We start from the raw sequence: 25076 nt of genomic DNA on the forward strand, positions 1-25076 counted from the left end.
GCCGGCCCGGAATCCGGGCAACGGCTCGTGAGGAGGCAGTCGATGTCTGAAACCGGATGTTCGCTGGATCGGGATGATCATTTTGTCTACGTGTCCGCCACGGACCCGCTCACCCGGCCGCTCTTCGACGAGCTGGCGCACGAGTACAGCAGCCGCTACGCGGCCTATATTCCCGAAGAGGAACTCGGCAAGGAGCTGGTGCGCTATCCAGGCGAAGCGTTTGCGCCGCCGCAGGGCGCATTCCTGCTGCTGCTGAGAGACGGGCGGGCCATCGCCGGCGGCGCCTTCATGCGCCATCACACCCCCGCGACGGCGGAGTTCAAGCGCATCTGGGTCAGCCGCGCGCATCGCCGCCAGGGGCTCGCGCGGCGCGTGCTGGCCGAGCTCGAGGCGCAAGCTGCCCGGCAAGGCTACACGCGCGTGCATCTGGGCACCGGGCCGCGGCAACCCGAAGCGGTGGGCCTTTACCGGTCCTCGGGCTATACGCTGCTGTCGTCGCACGATTTCGGCGAGGACGCGCCGCCCGGCGTATTGTTCGAGAAGTATTTGCTGCCGGCCCGGCATCCGGCCAGCCACGACTGAATCGATGATTCACGACGAGCCGCACGCGTCCGTGCACGCCGATCCGGCGAAACCCGTCACCCTGGGCCGGCCCTCCGGCGTGACCGGGTGGGCGGTGCGACGGCGCGCTGCCGGAAGCGGTTCGACCGACGCGGGCGCCCGCGCGAGCATCGTGCTGGGCATCTGCGTCGCGATGGGCTTCACCACGCTTCTCGATCAGGCGATTTTCACGCTGGCGGTGCCGACACTCAGGCGTGAACTGCATGCGTCGACAGCCGAAATTCAGCTGATCACGTCGGTCTATTCCATTGCGTTCGGCATCGCGCTCGTCCCGGCAGGCCGGCTCGGCGACGTGATCGGGCGCCGCCTGCTGTTTCTGGTCGGGCTCGCGATGTTTTCGGGTTTCAGCGTGCTGGGCGGACTGGCGGATGACGCGCGCACGGTGATCGTCGCGCGCGTGCTGCAAGGGCTCGGTGCGGGGATGATCAATACGCAGATCTTCGGCTTGATCCAGGATCTGTTCAAAGGCGCGGCGCAGGCCAGGGCACTCGGGCGATACGCGTCGGCGGGCGGTTTGTCGGGGCTCGCCGGACCGATTCTCGGCGGGCTGATTCTTGCGTCGGTTCCGCCGGATCTCGGCTGGCGGCTGCTGTTTCTCGTCAACGCGCCGTTCGGAATGGCCGTGTTCTATCTGGCGCTTCGGCATCTGCCGCGCCACCGGTTGTCGGATGCCCGGTTTTCGATCGATCCGGTCGGCCTGGTTCTGCTGTCCGCGGTCACGCTCGCGCTGATGCTCGCCACGCTGGTCGGCGGCACCGGCATACCGCCGCGACGCGTTTGTCTCGTGGTCGCGATGGCCGAGTTGCCGCTGTTTCTGGCGTGGGAGGCGGTGTATCAGCGGCGCGGCGGCACGCCGATTCTGTCGCGCGGTCTGCTCGGGTCGGGCGGGTACGTCCTCGGCACGCTCGTGGCGATGTGCCAGTTCGCGGCGGGCGTGACCCTCGGGATGGTCAGTGCATTGTTCTTTCTCGACGGCTTGCATCTCGATCCGCTGCTGTTTGCCGCGCTGTCGATTCCTGCCGCGCTGGCCTCGATCGCATCGACCATGTGGAGCTGGCGATTCGTCGCGCGCTTCGGCCGTGCCGGGACGGTGTGCGCAATCGCGTGTTATGCGCTCGCCGTCGCCGCGCAAGGTTTGGCGACCGAGTACTTCACGGTTCGCTGGATCGTGTTCGCGTATCCCGCGATCGTCCTGCTGCAGGGGTTCGCCAGCGGCCTGATCCATGCGCCGAACCAGGCCATGACGCTCGCGGAGATCGGCCAGGATCAAGGGCGTGGGCTGGCTGCCGGGTTTCTGCAGTTGTCGCAGCGGCTCGCCTGCTCGATCGGCATGTCGTGGGGAACCGGCGTATTCCTGGTGCAGGCGTCGTCTTCGGCCGGTCTGGCCGCATACCGGGATGCATTCGTCGAAGTGTCGGTGCCGATATTGCTGCTGGTGGCCGGCGCATTCGCGGCAGCGTGTGCGGACTGGATGATCAGGCACGCGCGTGATGCAGCCGGGTGAGTTGCGTGGCGAATCGCATTTGCCATGCAGTCTCGAATTTACGATACGGAATCCTGATTATGTGTATCTGTGTGAATAACGTTTTCGAAAATGCTTGGTTTGAGCGCGCATGGTTCGCGCGCACTATTGCAGGATGCGATGCGCGGCAACAAGCGTGTCGAACGAATCCGCCGATCCCGGCAAATCAGAGGCAGATGACTCGAAGCATCTGGCGTATCAGTGACTGACGAAGTAATCGACACATCCCCGCTCGACCTGCTCGCGTTGCCCATGTTCGACGAGTTGTCGGTCGAATATTCCACGCGCTACCAGGACTTTCGCGCGGTGCCCGCGGAAGTCGTGCGTGACGAACTCCTGACCTACCCGGCGGCGCTGTTCGCGCCACCCGATGGCGCTTTCATCCTGATTCGACGAGGTGACGAAGTCGTGGGCGGCGGTGCATTTCAGCGCTACGACGACACGACGGCCGAACTCAAGCGCATCTGGGCGCATTCCGGCGCTCGTCGCCAGGGCGTCGCACGCCGCGTGGTGGCCGAGCTCGAAGCCCGTGCGTTGAAGCAGGGATACCGGCGGGTTTATCTCACGACCGGATTTCGTCAACCGGAGGCCTCGGCGCTCTATCTCGGCACCGGCTATGAACCGCTATACGACCCGGCGATCGCACCGGAAGTGCATTGGCGACTGCCTTTTGCAAAAGACCTGCTCGAGCCCGGTCGTATCGAACATTTGCAGGATCTGAAGCCGGACAGGCCGTTGGGTCGGCCGTTCGGTGCATGACGCATGAACACTTCCACGGGATACCGAAAAATGAATCGTCGTCGCGGAATCGGCCTGGCTTTGTCCGGTGCGTTTGCGGTGGTGGTAATGGGGGTTGCCGGCATCGCGCAGTCGGCGACGTCGTTCAACCTGAGCCCCGATCAGCATGATCGCCCGCGCGTCGCGCCGGATGCGGAGGCGATCAAGTTGATCCCGGAGAACTTCCGTTTTGCCGAGAAGGGCGTCTTGACCGTCGGGATCGCGGTGGCATTTCCACCGATCAGTGCGTACGCAACGGACGCGAAAACGATCGTCGGCGCCGATCCCGATCTCGCCCAACTGGTTGCGGACGAACTCGGACTGAAGCTCAAGCTCGTGCCGCTCGCCTGGGCGGACTGGCCGCTTGCCGTCGCGTCCGGCAAGGTGGACGCGGTGCTGTCGAACGTGACCGTGACCGAAGCGCGCAAACAGAAATTCGACTTCTCGACCTATCGCCGCGACGTGCTCGGTTTCTACGTCGAGCAGAACAGCCCCATCAAGCAGATTCGCGAGCCCAGGGATATCGCCGGATTGCGCGTCATCGGCGACTCCGGAACCAACCAGGAAAAGATCCTGCTGGCCTGGGACAAGGAAAACGTCGCACACGGGCTGAAGCCGATTCACGTGCTGTATTACGAGGATCCGTCGGTGCGGACGCTGGCGCTGGTATCGGGGCGCGCCGACGCGATTTTCAGCGTCAATGCCGCGCTGGTCTATCAAGCGAGCCAGGGTGTGAAGATCAGGCAGGTCGGCACGGTCAGCGGCGGGTGGCCCCGCACGGCCGAAGTTGCCGTCACCACCCGCAAGGGCGGCGGACTTGCCGTGCCCATTACCTACGCCATCAACGACCTGATCCGGAACGGCAAGTACCGCGAGGTGCTGGGCCGCTGGAATCTCGACAGCGAGGCGATCACGAAGGCCTCGACGAATCCTCCGGGGCTTCCCGATCTCTGATCGGGTCATGAGCGGCCGAAGCACGGCCGTCATGCGGAAAGAGTTTTGAGTAATCGTATGGACTACTACTAAAAGGCCGCGTGTAGCGTGCCTTCAATCGGCAAAGAACGGAGAAATCATGCGGCACACACAGGGCGAGGGGGTCTCGCCGAAGACGCGCAGGACGGTGATATCGGTGGCGGTTGCGGCAGGCGTTTTTCATGGCGCGGCCTGGGCGCAGGAAGCGGGAGCGGGGGACGGAGCGGCGGCGGTCGCGGCGCCGGCCAGTCGTGCGGTCGCGCCGGCATCGTCGGCGTCGGCCGCGTCGGACGGCAAGGTACAGGTTCAGGACCGGGTCGTGATCACGGGTTCGCGCACGGAGACGCGTGCGAGCAAGAGCCTGACGCCGATCGACGTGATCGGTGGCGATCAATTGCGCGCGACGGGGCAAACCAACCTGCGCGACGCATTGGTGAAACTCTCGCCATCGATCACCCGGACCTCGTACTCCGGCGACACGGGCGTGTTGACCGATACGCTGTCGCTTCATGGCCTCACGCCCGACCACGTGCTCGTGCTGGTGAATGGCAAGCGCCGCCATACGACGGCCAACATCACGCTCGACCCGGGCCTGAACCAGGGCTCGACCGGCGTGGACATCGATACCATTCCGGTCGGCCTGATCGACCACATCGAAGTGCTGCGCGACGGTGCGTCCGCGCAGTACGGCTCGGATGCGATCGCGGGCGTGATCAACATCATCCTGAAGCGCAATGCGCGCGGCGGCGAGCTTGCCACGACGAACGGGCAGACCTACTCCGGCGACGGTTTCAAGACGAGCGAGTCGGCCACGATCGGCCTGAATCTCGCCGACAAGGGCTTCGTCGACCTGAGCGCCGGGTTCGACCGGCAGAACCATACGATCCGCACCGGGCCGGACGATTATTTCGGGCGCTTTCCGCAAGGACAGGGCTACTACAATCCGATCCTGGGCGACCCGGCCAGTTCGCGCGAGACGGTCGGCTTCAATGCCGGCTACTACCTCGGCGACGAGGTCGAACTCTACGGGTTCGGCACTTACGCGCACCGGAACGGCGATGCGTACCAGAACTTTCGTCCGCCTTTCGTGCTGCCGCAGGTCTACCCGAACGGCTTCGTGCCGGTCGAAACGATCAACGAGAACGACTACTCGGTGACGGCGGGGATCAAGGGAAAGAACCTGTTCGGCTGGGCGTGGGATTTCAGCACGACCTACGGCGGGGACTACAGCGTGTTCGGAATGCGCAATTCCGCCAACACCGGGTTGTACGCGGCATCGGGCTATACGCCGACCACCTTCCACCTGTCGACCGTCAGCAATACGCAGCTGACCAACAACCTCGATTTGTCGCGGGCATTCAATGTCCCGCTGCTGCCGGCGCCGCTGAATGTCGCCGTGGGCGTCGAGCAGCGCCGCGAAACCTATACGATCCGCAATGGCGAGCAGGCGTCGTGGATCGACGGCGGCTCGGCTGCGTTGCCGGGCCTGGCGCCCGTCAGCGCGAGCGACATCTCGCGCAACGTGATCGGCACGTACATCGATTTGTCGACTTACCTGACGCCGAAATGGCAGGTGAATCTGGCGGGCCGCTACGAGCACTACAACGACGTCGGCGACACCACCAACGGCAAGATTGCCACCCGCTACCAGTTTTCGCCGGCCATTGCGGTTCGGGGCAGCGTCAGCTCCGGCTTTCGTGCGCCGTCGCTGGCGCAGGAGTCCTATACCAGCGTGACCACGTCGCCTGCTTCCGTGGGCGGCATCCTGGCGACGACCTCGCCCGGCGCGCGCCTGATCGGTGCGCAGGCGCTGAAGCCTGAAGCGTCGACCAGCTACAACTTCGGGCTGGTGCTCAATCCCGTGCGCAACCTGCAACTGACGATCGATGCGTACCAGATCAACATCCGCAACCGGATCGTGCTCGGCGGAACCGCGTCGGGCGCGGCGGCCATCGCCGCGCTCGAAGGGGCGGGGCTGACGGTTCCGGGATCGGTGCCGGTGTCGGCGGTCAGCGCGAGTTATTTCACCAACGGTGCCAATACGCGCACGCGAGGGATCGATCTGGCGGGCACCTATCACACCGGCTTCGGCCGGTACGGGCAGGTGGACTGGGACTTCGGGGTGAACCTGAATACGACCTCGGTCACGCACGTGGCGAACGGGTCGAACGGCAAGCCGTCGCTGAACGCGCAGCAGATCGCATCGCTGTCCACGACGACGCCGAAGAACAAGATCATCGTCGGCGGCACCTGGCGCCTCGACAAGTGGGCCGTGACGCTCCACGAGACGCGTTACGGGAAGACATCGGGAGAAGCGACCTACATCGTCGGACCGAACGCGTTCTCGACCTCCCAGTTCGTTCACTTCGAGGAGGCCGCACGGTATGTCACCGATGTCGAGGTGCGCTATGACGTGACCAAGAAATTCCAGATCGCGGCCGGCGCACAGAACCTGTTCGACGTCCGCCCGAGCAAGCTGCCGTACGAGGCGCAACTGGAAGGGATCCAGTACAGCGGCGGCAGCACGATCGGCGTCAACGGCGGTTTCTATTATCTGCGGGCACGCTATCTGTTCTGATCGATCGGCCATATTCATAGAAGAAATGACCGTAACGGGCAGATGATCCGTTATCCATAATGAATGATCTGTCCGGCATGTTCCGCTGTATCGGCACCCGTCCGAGGCCGTTCCATTTCGGCGGGACGACCGACTTACCAGGTTGAGCTTCATGTCTTATTCCCTTTCGATTCTCGACAAAAGCCCGATCGCTGAAGGGGCGAGCGCGCATGACGCGTTGAACTTCACGATCGCGCTTGCGAAGCGTGCCGAAGCGCTCGGCTACAAGCGCTACTGGATTGCGGAGCACCATGGCGCACCAGGTCTTGCGAGCTCGGCACCGGAGATCATCGTGTCGCATTTGCTTGCGCATACGTCGCGGATTCGCGTCGGCTCGGGCGGCGTGATGCTTCAGCATTACAGCCCCTACAAAGTCGCCGAATCGTTCCGTGCGCTGGCTTCGCTCGCGCCGGGACGTGTCGACCTGGGCGTCGGCAAGGCGCCCGGCGGGCTGCCGCTCACGACGCGGGCATTGCAATGGTTTCACGACAAGGCGAAGAAGCCCGACTTTGCCGGGCAACTCGCCGAACTCGATGCGTTTCTCGGCGACGGCGTCGCGCCGGACCACCCGTTGGCCGGGGCGGTAGCGTTGCCGGTGCCGCCGGAATCGCCGCAGCGCATCCTGCTGGGCGGTAGTCCGGAAAGTGCCGAACTGGCTGCCCGGCATGACTGGCAGTTCTGCTACGCAGGCCACTTCAACGGCGACATCGGCAATATCGAAAGGTCGCTCGACGTCTATCGCGGCGCGACGGGCCGCGTGCCGCTGCTCGCCCTGTTCGCGGTCGCCGCGCAATCGTCGGAGGACGCCAAACGCCAGGTCGGCGCGTTGCGGATCTTCAAGCTGCGCTTCGGCAATGGGCAGAGCGTCAACCTGCCAAGCCTGGAGGCGGCGGCCGATTTTGCGCGCCAGACCGGTGTCACCGACTATCGGATCGACGAGTTGCGTCCGCAGGTCGCGGCGGGCACACCGGACGAGGTGCGTCGGGAACTGGATGCGCTGCATGAGCGCTTCGGCATCGACGAGTTCGTCATCGACAACCCGGTGGCGGACTATGCCAAGCGCCTCGCCTCGATCGAGGCGCTGGCAGGTCTCGAGCAGCCGGTCGGCGCTTGACGGCGCCTGGCTGCCTTTTCATTCTTCAGACCGCGGATTCGAACATGACCCAACGCAACCTCACTTTCGGCCTGATGCTGCATGGCGCAGGCGGCCATATGAATTCGTGGAAGCATCCGGCCGGCCCTGCCGATGCGAGCGTGAACATCGACTTCGTCACCGGCATCGCGCAGAAGGCCGAAGCCAACGGCGTGGCATTCGTGTTCGTCGCGGATGGCCTTTACATCAACGAGAAGTCGATCCCGCATTTCCTGAACCGCTTCGAGCCGATCTCGATCCTGTCCGCGCTTGCGACGGCCACGTCGAAGATCGGGCTGGCGGGCACGCTGTCCACGTCGTACAGCCATCCGTTCACGGTGGCCCGCCAGTTCGCGTCGCTCGACCTGATCAGCGGCGGGCGCGCCGGGTGGAACGTCGTGACCTCGCCGCTCGAAGGCTCGGCGAAGAACTACGGCGGCGCACATCCGGATCACGCGCTGCGTTACGAGATCGCCGACGAATACCTGCAGGCGGTGCAGGGCCTGTGGGACAGCTGGGACGACGACGCGTTCGTGCGCGACCGCGCGAGCGGCCGCTTCTTCGATCGCGACAAGCTGCACCCGCTGAACCACAAGGGCCGTTTTTTCGAGGTGGCCGGGCCGCTCAACATCCAGCGTTCGCCGCAGGGGCAGCCGGTGATTTTCCAGGCGGGAGCGTCGGATGACGGTATCGCGCTGGCCGGCAAGTATGCCGATGCCGTGTTCACGCACGCGCCGTCGCTGGACGAGACGCGCGCATTTGCCGAGCGCGTGCGCGAGAGCGCGGAGGCGCACGGCCGCGCGCGCACCGACGTGAAGATCTTCCCCGGTATCGGACCGATAGTCGGTGCGACGCGCGAAGAAGCCGAGGAGAAGTACCGCGCGATTCGCGATCTGCTCACGATCGACGAGGCGCTCGCTTATCTCGGCCGCTTTTTCGAGCATCACGACTTTTCGCAGTATCCGCTCGATGCGCCGTTTCCGGAGCTGGGCGAGCTCGGCAGGAACAGTTTCCGTTCCACGACCGATCGCATCAAGGAAGAGGCCAGGCGAAACGGGTCGACGCTCAGGGAGGTGGCGCTCGACGTGGCAACGCCGAAGCCCGGGTTCATCGGCACCGGCGAGGCGGTCGCGGACGAACTGATCCGCTGGTTCGATGCGGGCGCGGCCGACGGCTTCATTCTCGGCTTCCAGGTGCAGACCGAAGGGCTCGAGGATTTCGTCCGTTACGTGATTCCCGCACTCGAGGCACGGGGCCGCTACCACCGTGCGCTACCGGGCGCCACGCTGCGGGACCATCTCGGCCTGCCGCGCCGCGCGAGCCGTTACGCAACCGCAGAGACTGCGTGACGGATCGACATGACATGCGCAAAGGCAGCGTGATGAACGATATTTCCAGGATTGCCGGTCATGCACCCTTCGTGGCCGAAGGCACGTCATCGGCGCCACCCGACTACGCGCAATACCGGGTCGTTCCTGCCCGCAATCCGGCAAGGACGCTCGGGACCGCCGCGGCGGTCGTGCTGATCGCTGCCGTTCTCTATTCGGTGCTCGACAACCCGCACTGGGGCTGGAAAGTCTTTGCGCAGTGGTTTTTCTCCGAAGCCGTGCTCGCGGGGCTCGGGCAGACGCTGTTGCTGACGGCGCTCGGTGCGGTGCTCGGCTTCGCGCTGGCCGTTCCGCTCGCGCTGGCGCGACTTTCACGCTCGCCGCTGTTGTCCTCGTGCGCGTGGGCATACGTCTGGCTGTTCCGTTCGATTCCGACCATTGTCCTGCTGCTGTTGCTGAACAATCTCGGCTATCTGTACGACACGGTCAGGCTCGAGATTCCGTTCACGAACATCGTATTCCTGCACGGCCCGACCACGGATCTGATCACACCGTTCATGGCAGCGATCCTCGGGCTGACGCTGACCCAGGCCGCGTTTGCGGCGGAAGCGATCCGCGGCGGCATCCTGTCGGTCGACCACGGGCAGCGCGAGGCCGCGGCGGCGCTCGGCCTGCCGCGCGCGCGGCAGACCTGGCGCATCGTGCTGCCTCAGGCGATGCGGGCGATCCTGCCTGCCGCGTTCAACGACGTGATCGGACTGGCGAAGGGGACCGCGGTCGTCTATATCCTCGCGATGCCGGATCTGTTCTACACGGTCCAGATCATCTACCACCGCAACCTGGAAGTGATTCCGATGCTGATGGTCGCGACCGTCTGGTATTTGGTGATCCTGACCGTATTGTCCGCGATCCAGGTTCATATCGAACGCCACTATGCGCGCGGTGCGACGCGCGACCCGGTGGCCGTGTCGCCGGTTTCCGCATTCCTGCTCAAGGGTTTCCGTTCGGTCGAGACGCTGCTTTCCCCGGCTGCGGTGGCGGGCAGTCAGCCGGACGCCGCCGCGGCGGCGGGCGTCGAGGCGACCGGTTGGGCGAAACAGCGCGTCGGCGCAGCCGTCGGCATTCATCGCATATCGAAGCGCTTCGGGGCGCAGAAGGTACTCGACGACGTTTCGCTGGCCATCCCGTCCGGGAGCGTGACGGTCATTCTGGGGCAGTCGGGCTCCGGCAAGTCGACGCTGCTGCGCACCGTCAACCACCTCGAGCGTGTCGACGAGGGCTTCATCGACATCGACGGTGAACTGGTCGGCTATCGCCGCGACGGGCGCACGCTCCACGAACTCAAGGAACAGGACATCCTGCGCCGCCGCGCCGAGGTCGGCATGGTGTTCCAGAGTTTCAACCTGTTCCCGCATTTGACCGTGCTCCAGAACGTCGTCGAGGCGCCGGTCGCGGCCGGCCTGCCGCGCGAACGGGCGGAAGCGGAAGCACGCGCGCTGCTCGCCCGCGTGGGTCTCGCCGACAAGGCCGATGCATGGCCGCGTCAGCTGTCCGGCGGGCAGCAGCAACGCGTGGCGATCGCCCGCGCGCTCGCGCTGAAGCCCAAGGTGTTGCTGTTCGACGAGCCGACTTCCGCGCTCGACCCGGAACTCGTCAACGAAGTGCTCGACGTGATTCGTCAGCTTGCCCGTTCCGGAACGACGCTGATCATCGTCACGCACGAGATCGGTTTCGCGCGCGAAGTGGCCGACACGATCGTTTTCATGGACGGCGGACGCATCGTGGAGTCGGGGCCGCCGTCGGCGGTGCTGGCGGCGCCATCGCATCCGCGTACGCGCGAGTTCCTGTCCAGGGTGCTGTCGTAGCCATGTGCGGGTCTCCCGGCTTGCGGCCGGCACGACATGGCATCGACACCGTGGCAAATGACGAAGGATGAAAAAGTGAGCAACGGACGAATCGATCACATTGCATTCCTCACACCGGGGAATTATCCCGACGAGGACGCAGCCGCCGGATTCGAGCGGACGCTCGAACTGTTTCGCGTCGGCGAGGCGCTCGGTTACGACAGCGCCTGGGTGCGGCAGCGTCACCTCGAGCGCGCCGTGTCCTCGGCCGCCACGTTTCTCGCGGCGGCCAGCCAGCGGACGAGCCGGATCGGGCTCGGCGCGGCGGTGATCCAGATGGGCTACGAGAATCCGTTCCGACTCGCCGAGGATCTGGCGACCGTGGACGTGCTGTCGAACGGCCGGCTCAATGTCGGACTCAGCGCAGGCGCACCGAATCACGGCGCGCTGCTGGGCGAGCGGCTGTTCGACACCGATCCCGACCTGGTCGACTTCTCGCACGCACGGGTGGCTCGCCTGCGTCGCAATCTCGCCGGCGACTGGCTCGGTGACGACGACACGTTCGTGGAATCGGCCGCCGGCCGGGTACGGCCGCGGGTGAGCCCGTATGCGCCCGGTCTGACGGACCGGCTCTGGTATGGGGGTGGTTCCAGGCGCTCGATCGAGTGGGCCGCCAGAAACGGCTTCAACTTGCTGATCGGCAATCTGACCACGGGCGAGGGGACCGACAGTTATGTCGACGCCCAGCTCCGGCAGCTCGAGCTGTACCGCCGTCACTGGAGCGAAGCCGCCGCACCCCGTATCGCGCTGGGCCGGGTGATCGTCCCGACCGACAGTGCAGATGCGCGGGAGCGTGAACGCTATCGGGCGTTTGCCGACGCGCGCCATGCCCGCACGCTGGCGCCGCAGGGCGAACGGCGCACGCTCTTCGCACCGGATCTCGTCGGCACCTCGGACGAGATCGTGGAGCGGCTGCTTGCCGACCCCGTGGTTGGACAAGTGCGGGAACTGCGCCTGGAATTGCCTTACGACCTGCCGTTCGAGCGTTACCGGCAGATTCTCGACGATTTCGTCACGCGTATCGCCCCGGCACTCGGCTGGCGTCCGGCCGACCGGCGAGAACCGGTCGCGGCCTGACGGGAGCGACACGACATGCGTCGGGCGGCGTGCGTGACCGGAATCGGCGACGGGGCGGATACGGCCACGCGGGCCGGGACCGTCTCGCCGCCACGCACGCGGGCGGTGACGCGCCGGCGAATCGCTTGCACCGTCGTCCGCGCACCGGCTCGCGGATGTCACGCGGCGCCGAACGCCCGACCTTATTGCCATTGGACTGAACATGACCAGCGCCTCTCAAACCCGACTCGCGGCAATCGGCCGTCCGCGCCAGTTCGGCAACAAGCGGACCCATCCGGTCCGTCGCTTCGGCGGTATCGCGATCGCCATCGGCCTGCATCTCGTCCTGATCTGGGCGCTGGTGAACGGCCTGGCGACCCGGGTCGTCGAGATCGTCCAGCAACCGATCGAGACCCGCATCATCGTGCCGGTGAAACCGCCGCCGCCCCCGCCGCCGAAGCCGGTCGAGAAGGTCGTGTCGAAGCCGCGGGTGGCGCCGCCGCCTCCGCCGTTCGTGCCGCCGCCCGAGGTGCACGTGCAGGCGCCGCCGCAGCCGACCATCACGCACCAGGCCGCGCCGGCCCCGAGCGCACCCGTGCACGAGGCGCCGCCCGCACCGGTGCCTGCGCCGGCGCCGGTCGCCAGGCCGGTGAACCAGGAGGTCGGTGTCGTCTGCCCGAACTCGGACGAAGTCCGCTCGTCGATCGTCTATCCGCCCGAGGCGCAGGACAACAACATCACGGGCGATGTGACGGTCGAGTTTACGGTGGACCCGGACGGCCGCGTCACGAACCTGAGGCTCGCGCAGCCGGCCGACCCGGTGCTCAACCGAGCGGCGCTCAGTGCGGTCAAGCGCTTTCGCTGCATTGCGCAGGGGCAGCCCGTGCGGGTGCGGGTACCGTTTTCCTTCAATCTGAATTGATGCCGGCCACACGCCGTTCGACCTGGCCGGCTTCACGAATCGACACACGACGTATACGGATGGAGTCCTTATGAAAAAGCGCTTTCGCGCCGCGCTTGCGGCAAGTCTGATGATCACCGCCGGCATCGGCGGCACCCTGGTCGCACCGCGCACCGTGCTCGCACAGGAAGCAGCGGCATCGGCGCCCGGCCGGGCGGCATCGGGCGCGGCACCGACCGCGGCGGCACCGGCTGCCGCCAGTGCGGCCGATCTTTCGGTGCCGCCGCCCGCGCCCGCGACGTCGGCAACCGTCGAGAACCCGTATGGCCTCGGTGCCCTGTGGGCAAACGGCGACTTCGTGGCCCGCTTCGTCCTTGGGCTGCTCGTGGTCATGTCGCTCGGCAGCTGGTACATCATGATCACCAAGTTCCTCGAGCAGGTGCGGGCAAACAGCCGCGCGAAATCGGCCGACGAGCAGGTCTGGAATGCGCCGACGCTGGCCGAGGGCGCAGCCCAGCTCGATGATGCGTCGCCGTTCCGTTTCATCGCCGAGAACGCGATCGAGGCCGGGGAGCATCACGACACGGCGCTGCTCGATTCGGTCGATCGCAATACCTGGATCGACCTGAACATCGAGCGTTCGATCACCAACGTGTCGAACCGGCTGCAGGACGGCCTCGCGTTTCTGGGCACCGTGGGATCCACGGCGCCGTTCGTCGGCCTGTTCGGCACGGTGTGGGGCATCTATCACGCGCTGACGGCCATCGGCATCGCCGGCCAGGCATCGATCGACAAGGTCGCCGGCCCGGTGGGCGAGGCGCTGATCATGACCGCGATCGGCCTCGCCGTGGCGGTACCGGCCGTGCTCGGCTACAACTTCCTCGTGCGCCGGAACAAGTCCGTGATGGAGCGCGTGCGCGACTTCGGCGCACAGCTGCATACGGTATTGCTCGCGGGCGGCCGGCGCGCGGCCGGCAGCAGCGCGACGCCCGCGGCACCGACGCCGCAGGCGCTGGCGGTTCAGTCGTGAGGGGAGGCTGTCATGGCGATCAGTGTCGGCGGTGACGACAACGGCGAGGTCATCTCGGCGATCAACACGACGCCGCTCGTGGACGTGATGCTGGTGCTGCTGATCATCTTCCTGATCACGATCCCGGTGGTGACCCATACGATCCAGGTGCAATTGCCGAAGGAGCGGGTCCTGCCGCTGCAGACGCAGCCGAAAAGCATCGAGCTCGCGGTGAACCGGCAGGGCGACATCTTCTGGGGCACCGAGCATGTCGACCTGCAGACGCTGGTGGCGCGGCTGAAGGACGTATCCGCGCAGACGCCGCAGCCGGACGTGCACGTGCGCGGCGATCAGGCCACGCCGTATCAGTACATCGGCAAGGTCGTGACGGCGTGCGAGCGGGCCGGGATCGGCAAGCTTTCCTTCATTACTCAGCCCCCCGCACGGGGCGGCTAGGGAGTTCGAACGATGGGTATGAACGCAGGTTCCGGCGCGGGCAGGGACGAGCCGGACGTGATGGTGGACATCAACACCACGCCGCTGATCGACGTGATGCTGGTGCTGCTGATCATGTTGATCATCACGATCCCGATCCAGATGCATTCGGTGAAGATGAACTTGCCGGTCGGGAATCCGCCTGTCCCGCCGCATCCGCCTCAGGTGGTGCAGATCGACATCGGCGCGGACGGCTCGGTCAACTGGAACGGCGCGGCCGTGCGGGGCGGGGCGGCGCTGGACGCGAAGTTTCGCGAGGTGGCGGCCGAGGCGGAGCAGGACGAGATCCGGTTGCGCCCGGACAAGGCGGCGCCTTACCGGGCGGTGGCCGAAGTGCTGGCGTCGGCCCAGCGCGAAGGGGCGACGAAGATCGGGTTGATCGGCAACGAACAGTTCATGCAATGAGTCGCGCGGAAGGTTCGTCGAGTGCACGGGTGTCGGAGCGGGGCGGCCGAGTGCCGATCTTCAGGCAAGCGACGTTTCCCGCACCGCCGTACCGATGAAGACGAAGCGGATGAAGCGGAACAGGAAGCGTAGTTTCTTACAACGTCAGTACAACCAATGAAAGCGATATCATGAGCGAAGCGCAGGCAGAGCGGGCGAACGGGCGTTCCAGGCGGATTCATCTTGGCGCGACGATCCACGGACCCGGTGGACATTACGCGGGATGGCGGCACCCCGACGCGGTGATCGACGCAAGCATCAACCCGGACTTCGCGAAGAACGTGGCCCGCCAGGCCGAGGCGGGCAAGTTCGATTTCGTATTCGTGGCGGACGGCCTGCATATCAACGCGAAGTCGATTCCGCACTTCCTGAACCGGTTCGAGCCGCTCACGCTGTTGTCGGCACTGTCGGCCGTCACGGAGCGGGTGGGGCTGGTGGGAACCTTGTCGACGTCCTACAGTGAACCGTTCACGGTTGCCCGGCAGTTCGCGAGCCTGGATCACCTGAGCCGGGGGCGAGCGGGCTGGAACGTCGTGACGTCGCCGCTCGAAGGTTCCGCCCGGAATTTTTCGCGCACCGCGCATCCGGAGCATGACGAACGTTACCGGATCGCCGACGAATATCTCGAGGTCACGAAGGGGCTCTGGGATTCATGGGAGGAAGACGCGTTCGTGCGCGACCGCGCGAGCGGCGTGTTCTTCGATCCGGCCAAGCTCCATACGCTCGATCACAAGGGCACGTATTTCTCCGTCGAGGGGCCGCTGAACGTGGGGCGTACGCCGCAGGCGCGTCCCGTCCTGTTCCAGGCCGGTGCGTCGGATGCGGGCAAGCAGCTCGCGGCGAAGCATGCGGATGCGGTTTTCACGCATCACGACACGCTGGCTCAGGCGCGCGATTTCTATGCCGATCTGAAGCACCAGGTGAGCGAGGAGGGCAGGCATCCCGACGACCTGAAGATCTTCCAGGGCATCGGCGTGATCGTGGGCGCTTCTGCCGAGGACGCGGAACGGCAATACCAGGAGAGCCTGACACTGATCACGATCGAAAGCGCGCTCGACCATCTCGGCCGGTTTTTCGAGCATCACGATTTCGGCCAGTATCCGCTCGACGCGCCGTTTCCGGAAATCGGCGACCTTGGCAGCAACAGTTTCCGCAGCGGGACGGACGAGATCAAGCGCAATGCACGCGAGCGCGGCCTGACGCTGCGCGAGGTCGCGCTCGAGGCCGCTGCGCCGCGCCCGCGTTTCATCGGGACGCCGGAGCGCATCGCGGATGGTTTGCAGGAATGGTTCGAGGCCGGCGCGGCTGATGGTTTCATCGTCGGTGGCGGGACGCCTTCGGCTTTCACCGATTTCGTCGAACAGGTGGTGCCGATCCTTCGGCAACGCGGCCTGTTTCGTGCCGAGTATCGAGGAACGACCTTGCGCGACCATCTGGACGTCACTTACCCGCGTAATCGCTACGCGGCGGCATGAAACGCCCCGGGACCTGCTTGGGCGGCCGGGTCGTGCGACACGGCCGTCACGCAAGGCCCGGCCACGCGCACGACGACGCGCTGCCGCTCATGCCGCGCGGGCGTGCCGGTTCGGCGGATACGGCAGCCCGAGATGCTCGCGCAGCGTCGCGCCTGCGTAATCGCGCCGGTACACGCCGCGCTCCTGCAGGATCGGCACGACCCGGGCAGCGAATTCGGCGAACGCGGCCGGCGTGCCGCCGCGTACGATGAAGCCGTCCGTCGCACGCGCGTCGACCCACGCCTGCAACCCGTCGGCAACCTGCTCGGGCGTGCCCGCGAAGCTCGGGCGCGGCGTGGCGGCCTCGAGCGCGACCTCGCGCAGCGTCAGGCCGCGTTCGGCGGCGTCGCGCTTGATCGAGTCGGTCGTGCTGCGGAACTGGTTGCTGCCGAGGTCGCCGAGGTCAGGAAACGGTGCATCGAGTGCGTACTGCGAGAAATCGTGGTGATCGAAGTAGCGGCCGAGATAGTCGAGCGCGTTGTCGATCGTCACGAGCCGCGCGGTGTCCTGGTATTGCGCTTCCGCGTCGGCCGCCGACGCCGCGACGATCACGCTGATGCCCTGGAACACCTTCAGGCTGTCGGGCGCGCGGCCGCGCGCGGCGAGCCGTCGCTGAACGTCCGCGTAGAACGCCTGCGCGAGCGGGATCGTCTCCTGGCGCGTGTAGATGGCGTCCGCGTGTTCCGCCGCGACACCCTTGCCGTCGTCCGATGCGCCGGCCTGGAACAGGATCGGGCGCCCTTGCCGCGAGCGGCCGATGTTCAGCGGGCCGGCCACCGAGAAGAATTCGCCGACATGATTCAGCGTGTGCAGCTTGGCCGGATCGAAGAACACGCCGCTTGCCTTGTCGCGCACGAATGCATCGTCTTCCCACGAATCCCAAAGCCCTTTCGTCACCGTCAGGAATTCCGACGCGATCCGGTAGCGCAGCGCGTGCTCCGGGTGTGCGCCACGCGAGAAATTCTTCGCCGAACCTTCGAGCGGCGACGTGACGACGTTCCAGCCAGCGCGGCCGTCGCTCAGATGATCGAGGCTCGAGAACTGCCGCGCGACGGTGAACGGATCGCTGTACGACGTCGACAGCGTGCCGACCAGCCCGATCCGCTCGGTGACGAGCGCGAGCGCCGACAGCAGCGTGAGCGGCTCGAAGCGGTTCAGGAAGTGCGGAATCGACTTCGCGTTGATGTGCAGCCCGTCGGCGACGAACAGCAGGTCGAATTTCGCGGCTTCCGCCTGTCGCGCGAGCGTGCGGACGAAGTCGACGTTGATGCTCGCGTCGGCGACCGCATCCGGATGGCGCCACGCGGACATGTTGCCGGATGCGCCCTGGATGATGGCGCCGAGATGGATCTGGCGGGTAGTAGTGTGGATCGGTTGACTCATGGTGGCGGTTCGGTGAGGACGGGCAAGGTTCATGCGAGCGCGGCGAGCGGCGGCGCGGCATGCGCGCCGGCCAGCGGCGGCAATGTCGGCAGCGCATCGAGCAGCGATGCGGTGTACGGGTGCGACGGCGCGCCGAACACGCGCTCGACCGGGCCGCTTTCGACCACCCGGCCGCCGCGCATCACGAGGATCCGGTCGGCGACGTGATGCACGACGCCGAGATCGTGCGAGATGAACAGCATCGCGGTGCCGTGCTCGGCCTGCAGATCGGCGAGCAGGTCGAGCACTTGCGCCTGGATCGACACGTCGAGCGCGCTGACGGGTTCGTCCGCGACGAGCAGCGCCGGGTTCGACGCGAACGCGCGCGCGATCGCGACGCGCTGCCGCTGCCCGCCGGACAATTCCCGCGGGTAGCGGTCGATGCAGCCGGCGCCGAGTTGCACCTCGTCGAGCAGTTGCAGCACGCGGCGGCGGCGCGCATCGCCGCGGATACCGGCTGCGTCGAGGCTTTCGCCGACGATCTGCCCGACCGAGTAGCGCGGGTCGAACGAGCTGTACGGGTCTTGCGCGATCAGCTGCAGCCGGGCGCGCCGCGCGCGCCGTGCGGCTTCCGGCACACCGCTCCACGGCTGGCCGTCGAGCGCGACGGAGCCGCTGTCCGGCTCGACGAGCCCGAGCACGATGCGCGCGACCGTGGACTTGCCGGAACCCGATTCGCCGACGATGCCGAGCGTCTCGCCGCGTGCGAGCGTGAACGACACGCCGTCGACTGCGGCCGGCGCGGTGCGATCGCCGTAGCGTTTCGTCAGCGCGTCGACGGCCAGTACCGGTGCATGCGCATCGATACGCTTCGGCGGCAGCGGAACGCGCGCGGCAGTCGCGAGCCGGAACCCGCGCGATGCCGCGGTGGGAATCGCCGCGAGCAACGCGCGCGTGTACGGATGCGCCGGCGCGGTCAGCACGTCGCGCGCCGGCCCCTGTTCGACGACCTGGCCGGCGCGCATCACGAGCACGCGATCGGCGAGCTCGGCGACGACCGCGAGATCGTGGCTGATCAACAGCACCGCGTCGCCGGCATCGCGACGCGCGCGCAGCAGCGACAGGATCTGGCGCTGCACGGTCATGTCGAGCGCGGTGGTCGGCTCGTCGGCGATCAGCAGCGATGCGCCGCCCGCGATCGCGGTGCCGATCAGCACGCGCTGCCGCAAGCCGCCGGACAACTGGTGCGGATACTGCGGCAGCCGCCGCTCGGGGTCGTCGATGCCGACCGCGCGCAGCAGGTCGGCGCTGCGCGCCGCGACGTCGCGCCCGCGCGTGTCGCGCAGCGCCTCGGCCACGAGGTCGCGCACGCGCCACAGCGGATCGAGCGACACCAGCGCGTCCTGCAGCACGTAGCCGATCCGGCGCCCGCGTATCGCGCGCCAGTCGCGCTCGCGATGGCCGCGCACATCGGCGCCGGCGATCTCGAAGCGTTCGGCGTCGAGCACCGCGTTTGGTCCGTTCAGCCCGACGAGGCTGCGTGCGGTAACCGACTTGCCGGAACCCGATTCGCCGACGAGCGCGACGCATTCGCCGGCATGCACGGCGAGCGCGAGCGGCCCGACGACGGGCTGCGTGCCGTGCGCGCCGCGAAAGCCGATCGTCAGGCCTTCGATGCGGACCAATGGTGCGGCGCGCGTCGGCGTTGCCGGCGCAGTGGATGCAATCGTGCTCATGCTGCCTCCCGGCGCTCGAAGCGGGCCTGCCAGTAGCCGCCGAGCGCATTCACGGCGATCACGGCCGCGGTGATCGCGAGGCCGGGCCACACCGCGATCCACCACGCGTTGTACAGATAGTTGCGGCCCTCGGCGAGCATCAATCCCCATTCCGCCGCGGGCGGCTGCGGCCCCATGCCGAGGAAGCTCAGTCCCGACGTGCCGATGATCGCGGTGCCCAGTCCGATCGTCGCGAGTACCGGAACCTGCGCGATCGCGTGCGGCAACACGTGCCGCCACACCAGCACCGCCGGTGCGAGGCCGAGCGTGCGCGCGTGCTCGACATAGCCGGATGCCGCGACGACGAAGGTCTGCGCACGCACCACGCGTGCGAAGCGCGGCACCGACGCGACGCCGAGCGCGAACACGAGATTGACCGCGCCGGGGCCGGTGAACGAGATCAGCATCAGCGCGAGCAGCAGGTCGGGGAAGGCGGACACGACGTCGAGCACGCGCGTGATCAGCTCGTCGAGCCAGCCGCGCGCGAGGCCGGCGAACAACCCGAGCACGGTGCCGAACAGGGTCGCGACGCCGATCGCGGCCGCGCTGATCGACAGCGAGTAGCGGGCGCCGTACACGACGCGCGAGAAGATGTCGCGGCCGAGCTGGTCGGTGCCGAGCCAGTGCCCGGCGCTGCTGCCGAGCTGCGCGGACAGCGGATCGGCCGCCAGCGGGTCGTAGTGTGCGAGCCATCCGGGTGCGACGACGGCAACCACGTTCAGCAGCAGATAGATGGCGGCGAGCGCGAGGCCCGGGTGGCGGCGCAGCCAGCCGGCGGCGCCGGATGTCGCCGGGGCGCGCAACGTGAGATCGACGGGCGTGGACATCGAAGCCTCCGGTTCAGCGGGCTGCGCGGCGATCGCGCAGCCGGGGATCGATCAGCAGGTACAGCAGGTCGACGGCGGTGCTGAGCGCGACATAGATCGCCGCGGACAGGATCGCGATCGCGAGGATCACCGGCATGTCCTTCGACAGCACGGCGTCGACCGTCACCTTGCCGAGGCCGGGCCGGCCGAACACCTGTTCGGTGATCACCGCGCCGCTCAGCAAGCCGCCGACGAGCCAGCCGGCGAGCGTGACGGCCGGCAGCGCCGCGTGGCGCAGCGCATGGCGCACGCGCAGCGCGAGCCCGCCGATGCCCCACGAACGCACCGTGAGCGCGTACGGTTCGTCGAGCGCGCGCTCGATGCCTTGCCGCAGCACGCGGCCGATCACCGCGCCCTGGGCGAGCCCGAGCGACAGCGCGGGCAGCACGAGCGACGCGAAGCCGCGATCGCCGGCCACCGGGAACAGCTTCAACGTGAAGCTGAACACGAACAGCAGCATGATGCCGAGCCAGAACGAAGGCGTCGACGCGAGCAGCAGCTCGACGCCGGACGCGGCACGCCCGGCCCAGCGGCGGCCGGCGGTCAGCACCGCGAGGCCGACCGAGAACGCGATCGTCACGACGAGCGCCGCGCCCGTCAGCTTCAGCGTCGGCCACAGCTGGCCGAGCACGAGCGGCGCGACATCGGTGTTCAGGATGTACGAGCGGCCGAACTCGCCGTGCAGCACGCGCCACAGGTAGTGCGCGTATTGCAGCGGGAGCGGTTCGTCGAGTCCCCATTCCTGGCGGATCGCCGCTTCGATCTCCGGCGTGCTCAGTTGCTCGCCGATCAGGATGCCGACGATGTCGCCCGGTGCGAGATGCACGGCCGCGAACGACAGCGTGACCGCGGCCCACAGCACGAGCGCGCCGGTCGCGAGTCGCGTCGCGACCGGCGAACGCGGCCAGCGGCGCCAGGCGGCCGGCGGTCGTGCGGCCGGCCGCGCGTCCGGGACGGGGACGGGAGCGGAAGGCGAAGGGTTCATGTGAAATCTCCTGTCGGTTCGGCGCGGTGTGCGGGGTAATGCGCTCGACGCGCGCCCGCTTACTTCTTCACCCACACGTCGTACGGGTTCTCGGGCATCTGCGCGAACGAGCGGAAGCGCAGCCCCTGGACCGCCTTCGCGGCGGCGATCTGGTCTTCGGGCTCGTACAGCGGCACCGCGTACGCCTGCTCGTTGAGCGCGAAGTGCTGCAGCTCGCCGTACAGCTTCTTGCGTTCCGCGACGTTCTGCGTGCGCGCGGCCGCCTGCAGCCAGCGGGTCAGCTCGGGCGCTGCGGCACGGCTGTAGTTCAGCGCGCCGCCGCGATCGACGGGCAGGTAGTGGCCTTCGATGTCGATGCCGTCCGGCGGCGTGTTCGAGTTCGCGATCGAGCCGAACTTGCCGCTCTTGCGCGCTTCGACGTAGGTACCGTCGTCGACGTACTGGATCTTCAGGTCGACGCCCAGTCGTTGCCGGGCTTGCGCCTGCAGCGCCTGCAGCAGCACGTCGCGCTGGTCGCGCACCGTCGCCTGCGCCTGGATCACCGCGATCGTCAGCCGTTCGCCGTTCTTCGTGCGGTAGCCGCCGCTGTCGCGTGTGCTCCAGCCGGCTTCATCCAGTAGCTGGTTCGCGAGCGTAGGGTTGTTGCCGTAAGTCTTTTCGATCGATGCGACATAGAACGGATCGATCGGCGACGTGATGCCCCATGCGCGCGTGCGTTCGCCACGATAGATCGACTGCACGATGCCGCTGGTGTCGAGCCCTTCCAGCAGCGCACGGCGCACCTTCACGTCCTGCGTGGGACCGTACGCGACATTCAGGAACAGCGAATAGGGCGTGCCGGTGTTCAGCGCGCGGCGGTAGGTGAAATCGGCGTTCTTGCGGATCAGCGCCGCGTCGTTGCCCGACACGCCTTCGATCACGTCGACCTGGCCCGACAGCAGCGCGCCGGTGCGTACCGACGATTCGGGCAGGAACCGGTAGACGACCCGGTCGAGATACGCGGGGCCCTGGTGGCCCGCCGTCGGCGGCGCCCAGCGATAGTCGGGGTTCTTCGCGAACTCGATTTCCTGCCCTTTCACGTAGCGGCGCAGGATGAACGGGCCGGTGCCCGCGATATCGGTGCCGCCCGACTTCAGGCTTGGCCGCTCGAACGCGTTCGGCGACAGCAGCGGCAGCCGGCCGGCGAACGTCAGGAACGGCGCATACGGCGCGTCGAGCGTGATCGCGACCGTGCGCTCGTCGGGCGTCTTCACGTCCGCGACGTGCGAGATCAGCCGCGCGAGCTGGCTGCCGGCCGAGTACGACAGTTCGCGCGCATTCAGGAAGTTGCGGGCGACGGCCTTCGCGTCGAACGGCGCGCCGTCGGTGAACTTCACGCCGTCGCGCAGCGTGAACGTGTAGGTCTTGCCGTCGGCGGAAACCTTGTAGCCGGTCGCGAGCCACGGCACGTAGCTGCCGTCCGGCTTCTGCACGAGCAGGCTTTCGTACGCGTTGCGCAGCAGCAGCTCGACCTTGTCCTGGCCGTTCAGTTGCGGGTTCAGCGTGCGCGGCTCCGTCTCGACGCCCCAGGTCAGCGTGCCGCCGGAGACGGGCGTGCCCTGTGCGAAGGCCGCGTTCGGCAACGCGAGCGCGAGCAGCAGCGCGGCCGAGGCGGTGCGGCGCGAAGCGCGGAGAGTGGAATCCGGAGATGCGAATGTCATGCGTGGAAGCCTTTCACGAAGGAGGTAGCAGGGGGTGGTGTGCGAAGCCCGGCAGACGGGGCGTCACGCGTTCGCGTGGAGCGGCGCGCCGTGCGCGTTGGTATCGTCCGCCGCCAGGTCCGGACAGAGATCCGGGATCAGGATTTTGCGCAGCCAGACGAGCGGCGTGCCGAGCGCGTTCGTCGAGCGATCGAACGGCACGTAGCCATTGCGTTCGTAGTACGGCTGCAGCCACGGATGGTTGGTCGCGGTCGCGAGACAGGTCGCGGGTGCCTTGACCTGCGCCGCGAGGAACTGCGTCTCGACGTGCGCGAGCAGCGCGTGTCCGAACCCCCGCCGCTTGAGCGCGGGTGCGACCGCGAACCAGTGCAGGAACGGATACGGCGTGCGATGGCGTTCGCCGGATACCCACGGAAACCGCACGGTCAACGTGGCCGCGAGGGCCGGACGGCCTTCCGGTGTCACGTGCTCGAGCACGAACGTGGTTTCGCGCGCGACGGTCTGCGCAACGCGTTCGATCGGCGAGCGCGTGATCGTGAAATGCACGCCCTGCGGCACGAGCGGCGCATACGCATCCTGCAGCAGCACATAAAGGGCCGGCACGTCGGCGGCGCCGGCGACGCGGATCGTATCGGTCATCGCGCGGTGCCCTCGAAGTCTGGTTGCCGTGCCGTCGTGCGCTCGCGCGAACCGCGCGCATCGGGCTGGTGCCGCGCCGACGCCGCGCCGCGCTCGTCGGCCGCCGCGCCGGCCAGCAGCCGCAGCGACGCAATTCGCGGTGCGGCATCGGCGAGCGGCGTGTCGACGATGAATTCGGCAACGCCGTGGCGGCGATGCAATGCATCCAGTTCGTGCAGCACGTCGTCGCGCGTGCCGTGCACGATCCGCGTTTCGCGCGGGTCGATCCGGTGCGGGCCGCCGCCGGCCTGGCGGATATAGGTGTGCGCCTGCTCGAGGCTGCCGACATTGACGGCGGGCGTGTCGCCCACCTGCACGCGAAAGCCCTGATGTCCGCTCGCCAGCTGCGTGGCCGCGTCGCGGGTTGCCGCGACGATCGCGGAGACCGCGAGCAGCGGCGTGTGGCCGCCGGACGCGCTTCGATACGCGTCGAACGCGCGTTCGAGATCCGTTGCGGACGCATTCAGATGCGACGCATAGACGAACGTCCAGCCGAGCCGTGCGGCGAGTTCCGCACTTTGCGCGCTCGCACCGAGCAGGAACGGTCGTGCGGGTACGGGCGGCAGCGGCGTCGCGTGCGGTGTCGTGCTGTCCGCGTCCGATGCGTCCGATGCGTCGTGCTGTGTACCGTCGTGTCGAAGATGACGATTCAGCGCGTCGGCCAGATCGGCGAACGACGCGCGCCGTGCCGGATCGTAGCCGGCCTGCAGCGCGCGCGTCGACAGCGGCAGGCCGCCCGGCGCCTTGCCGATACCGAGATCGACGCGGCCCGGCGCGAGCGACGCGAGCAGGTTGAAGTTTTCGGCGATCTTGTACGGACTGTAGTGCTGCAGCATCACACCGCCCGAGCCGACGCGGATGCGCCGCGTATGCGCGAGCACGTGCGCGATCAGGATCTCCGGCGACGGGCACGCGAGCGCGGCGGTGTCGTGATGCTCGGCGAGCCAGTAGCGGTGACAGCCGGCGGTGTCGGCGAAGCGCGCGAGCGATACACTGCGCGCCAGCGCGTCGGCGGCCGTTTCTCCCGGCGCAACCGGGCTCTTGTCGAGCACGCTCACGCGGAACGGCAACGCGGACAGAGCGGACGGAGCGGACAAATCGGAGTTGGAGCGGATGGCGTCGAACGTCATGATGAAGCGACCGGCGCGAGTCGAAGCGGCCGGATCAACGGGTTTGGCATGCCGAATTATTTTGCGCCGCCGTTCGCACGGTCAAACAATCAAGAAGAATATCGAAAGCCGAAAATATTCGTTCCGGCCGACCGGGGCGCTTGCGTTATGGTCGGTGGCTGCGCGCCCCGCGGCGCGTTCCCGGCGCATGCAGGACGGTCCGGCGTGAGCGTGCTCGCCGTCGCGATGCCGGCATGCGGCCGCCGATCAAACGGAATCACGAGGAGTGCAGATGAACGATCCACGCGA

At 67.2% G+C, this 25076-nt stretch carries 21 protein-coding genes; 14 read left to right on the top strand and 7 right to left on the bottom strand.

The genetic code is table 11. The features are described 5' to 3' along the window. Positions 1–42: 42 nt before the first annotated feature. The 14 genes from U4Y91_RS03550 to U4Y91_RS03615 all read left to right on the top strand — a co-directional run bounded on the left by U4Y91_RS03550 (position 43) and on the right by U4Y91_RS03615 (position 16253). The gene (locus U4Y91_RS03550; RefSeq protein WP_321803322.1) at positions 43–582 is read left to right on the top strand and encodes a GNAT family N-acetyltransferase; all 540 of its coding nucleotides are present in this window, start codon (positions 43–45) and stop codon (positions 580–582) included. Positions 583–586: 4 nt separating this feature from the next. Next, positions 587–2125 (top strand): MFS transporter, encoded by a 1539-nt coding sequence (locus U4Y91_RS03555; RefSeq protein WP_321803324.1) that lies wholly within the window; start codon positions 587–589, stop codon positions 2123–2125. A 219-nt stretch (positions 2126–2344) separates the two neighbouring features. Then, entirely contained in the window at positions 2345–2902 is a 558-nt protein-coding gene (locus U4Y91_RS03560; protein WP_321803326.1) for a GNAT family N-acetyltransferase, read from the top strand. Positions 2903–2932: 30 nt separating this feature from the next. After that, positions 2933–3874: an ABC transporter substrate-binding protein gene (locus U4Y91_RS03565; RefSeq protein WP_415750445.1), complete on the top strand. Its 942-nt coding sequence runs from the start codon at positions 2933–2935 to the stop codon at positions 3872–3874. Positions 3875–3992: 118 nt separating this feature from the next. After that, on the top strand, positions 3993–6470 hold the full coding sequence (locus U4Y91_RS03570; protein ID WP_321803328.1) for a TonB-dependent receptor: 2478 nt from the start codon (positions 3993–3995) through the stop codon (positions 6468–6470). Between the two features lie 151 nt (positions 6471–6621). Further along, positions 6622–7623, top strand: a complete 1002-nt coding sequence (locus U4Y91_RS03575) for an LLM class flavin-dependent oxidoreductase (protein ID WP_321803329.1) — start codon at positions 6622–6624, stop codon at positions 7621–7623. 44 nt (positions 7624–7667) lie between these two features. Continuing rightward, on the top strand, positions 7668–8990 hold the full coding sequence (locus U4Y91_RS03580; protein ID WP_321803330.1) for an LLM class flavin-dependent oxidoreductase: 1323 nt from the start codon (positions 7668–7670) through the stop codon (positions 8988–8990). A gap of 32 nt (positions 8991–9022) precedes the next feature. Further along, complete coding sequence (locus U4Y91_RS03585) at positions 9023–10834, top strand: amino acid ABC transporter permease/ATP-binding protein (RefSeq protein ID WP_321803767.1); 1812 nt, start codon at positions 9023–9025, stop codon at positions 10832–10834. A gap of 57 nt (positions 10835–10891) precedes the next feature. Further along, positions 10892–11950, top strand: coding sequence for an LLM class flavin-dependent oxidoreductase (locus tag U4Y91_RS03590; protein WP_321803332.1), 1059 nt, complete (start codon positions 10892–10894; stop codon positions 11948–11950). 202 nt (positions 11951–12152) lie between these two features. After that, positions 12153–12851 carry an energy transducer TonB gene (locus U4Y91_RS03595; protein WP_124489477.1) on the top strand — a complete coding sequence of 233 codons (699 nt, stop codon included), beginning with the start codon at positions 12153–12155 and terminating at the stop codon, positions 12849–12851. A gap of 70 nt (positions 12852–12921) precedes the next feature. After that, positions 12922–13860, top strand: a complete 939-nt coding sequence (locus U4Y91_RS03600) for a MotA/TolQ/ExbB proton channel family protein (protein WP_321803334.1) — start codon at positions 12922–12924, stop codon at positions 13858–13860. A 12-nt stretch (positions 13861–13872) separates the two neighbouring features. Then, positions 13873–14295: a biopolymer transporter ExbD gene (locus U4Y91_RS03605; protein WP_321803336.1), complete on the top strand. Its 423-nt coding sequence runs from the start codon at positions 13873–13875 to the stop codon at positions 14293–14295. A 12-nt stretch (positions 14296–14307) separates the two neighbouring features. Further along, on the top strand, positions 14308–14739 hold the full coding sequence (locus U4Y91_RS03610) for a biopolymer transporter ExbD (protein WP_321803337.1): 432 nt from the start codon (positions 14308–14310) through the stop codon (positions 14737–14739). A 170-nt stretch (positions 14740–14909) separates the two neighbouring features. Further along, positions 14910–16253, top strand: coding sequence for an LLM class flavin-dependent oxidoreductase (locus tag U4Y91_RS03615; RefSeq protein ID WP_321803339.1), 1344 nt, complete (start codon positions 14910–14912; stop codon positions 16251–16253). 87 nt (positions 16254–16340) lie between these two features. Here the strand turns inward: U4Y91_RS03615 and U4Y91_RS03620 are convergent, their stop codons facing one another. The 7 genes from U4Y91_RS03620 to U4Y91_RS03650 form a co-directional block, all read right to left on the bottom strand. After that, on the bottom strand, positions 16341–17675 hold the full coding sequence (locus U4Y91_RS03620; RefSeq protein WP_321803340.1) for an LLM class flavin-dependent oxidoreductase: 1335 nt from the start codon (positions 17673–17675) through the stop codon (positions 16341–16343). Between the two features lie 29 nt (positions 17676–17704). Next, entirely contained in the window at positions 17705–19390 is a 1686-nt protein-coding gene (locus U4Y91_RS03625; RefSeq protein ID WP_321803342.1) for an ABC transporter ATP-binding protein, read from the bottom strand. After that, on the bottom strand, positions 19387–20256 hold the full coding sequence (locus U4Y91_RS03630) for an ABC transporter permease (RefSeq protein WP_321803344.1): 870 nt from the start codon (positions 20254–20256) through the stop codon (positions 19387–19389). Before U4Y91_RS03630 ends, U4Y91_RS03625 begins: the two co-directional genes overlap by 4 nt. A 13-nt stretch (positions 20257–20269) precedes the next feature. Then, positions 20270–21280 carry an ABC transporter permease gene (locus U4Y91_RS03635; protein ID WP_321803346.1) on the bottom strand — a complete coding sequence of 337 codons (1011 nt, stop codon included), beginning with the start codon at positions 21278–21280 and terminating at the stop codon, positions 20270–20272. Positions 21281–21339: 59 nt separating this feature from the next. Then, the gene (locus U4Y91_RS03640) at positions 21340–22980 is read right to left on the bottom strand and encodes an ABC transporter substrate-binding protein (RefSeq protein WP_321803348.1); all 1641 of its coding nucleotides are present in this window, start codon (positions 22978–22980) and stop codon (positions 21340–21342) included. A gap of 63 nt (positions 22981–23043) precedes the next feature. Continuing rightward, positions 23044–23619 carry a GNAT family N-acetyltransferase gene (locus U4Y91_RS03645; RefSeq protein ID WP_321803350.1) on the bottom strand — a complete coding sequence of 192 codons (576 nt, stop codon included), beginning with the start codon at positions 23617–23619 and terminating at the stop codon, positions 23044–23046. Then, on the bottom strand, positions 23616–24788 hold the full coding sequence (locus tag U4Y91_RS03650; protein WP_321803352.1) for an MsnO8 family LLM class oxidoreductase: 1173 nt from the start codon (positions 24786–24788) through the stop codon (positions 23616–23618). Before U4Y91_RS03650 ends, U4Y91_RS03645 begins: the two co-directional genes overlap by 4 nt. Between the last annotated feature and the right edge of the window lie 288 nt (positions 24789–25076).

The organism is Burkholderia sp. BCC1993 (assembly GCF_905339865.1).
Taxonomy (GTDB): domain Bacteria; phylum Pseudomonadota; class Gammaproteobacteria; order Burkholderiales; family Burkholderiaceae; genus Burkholderia.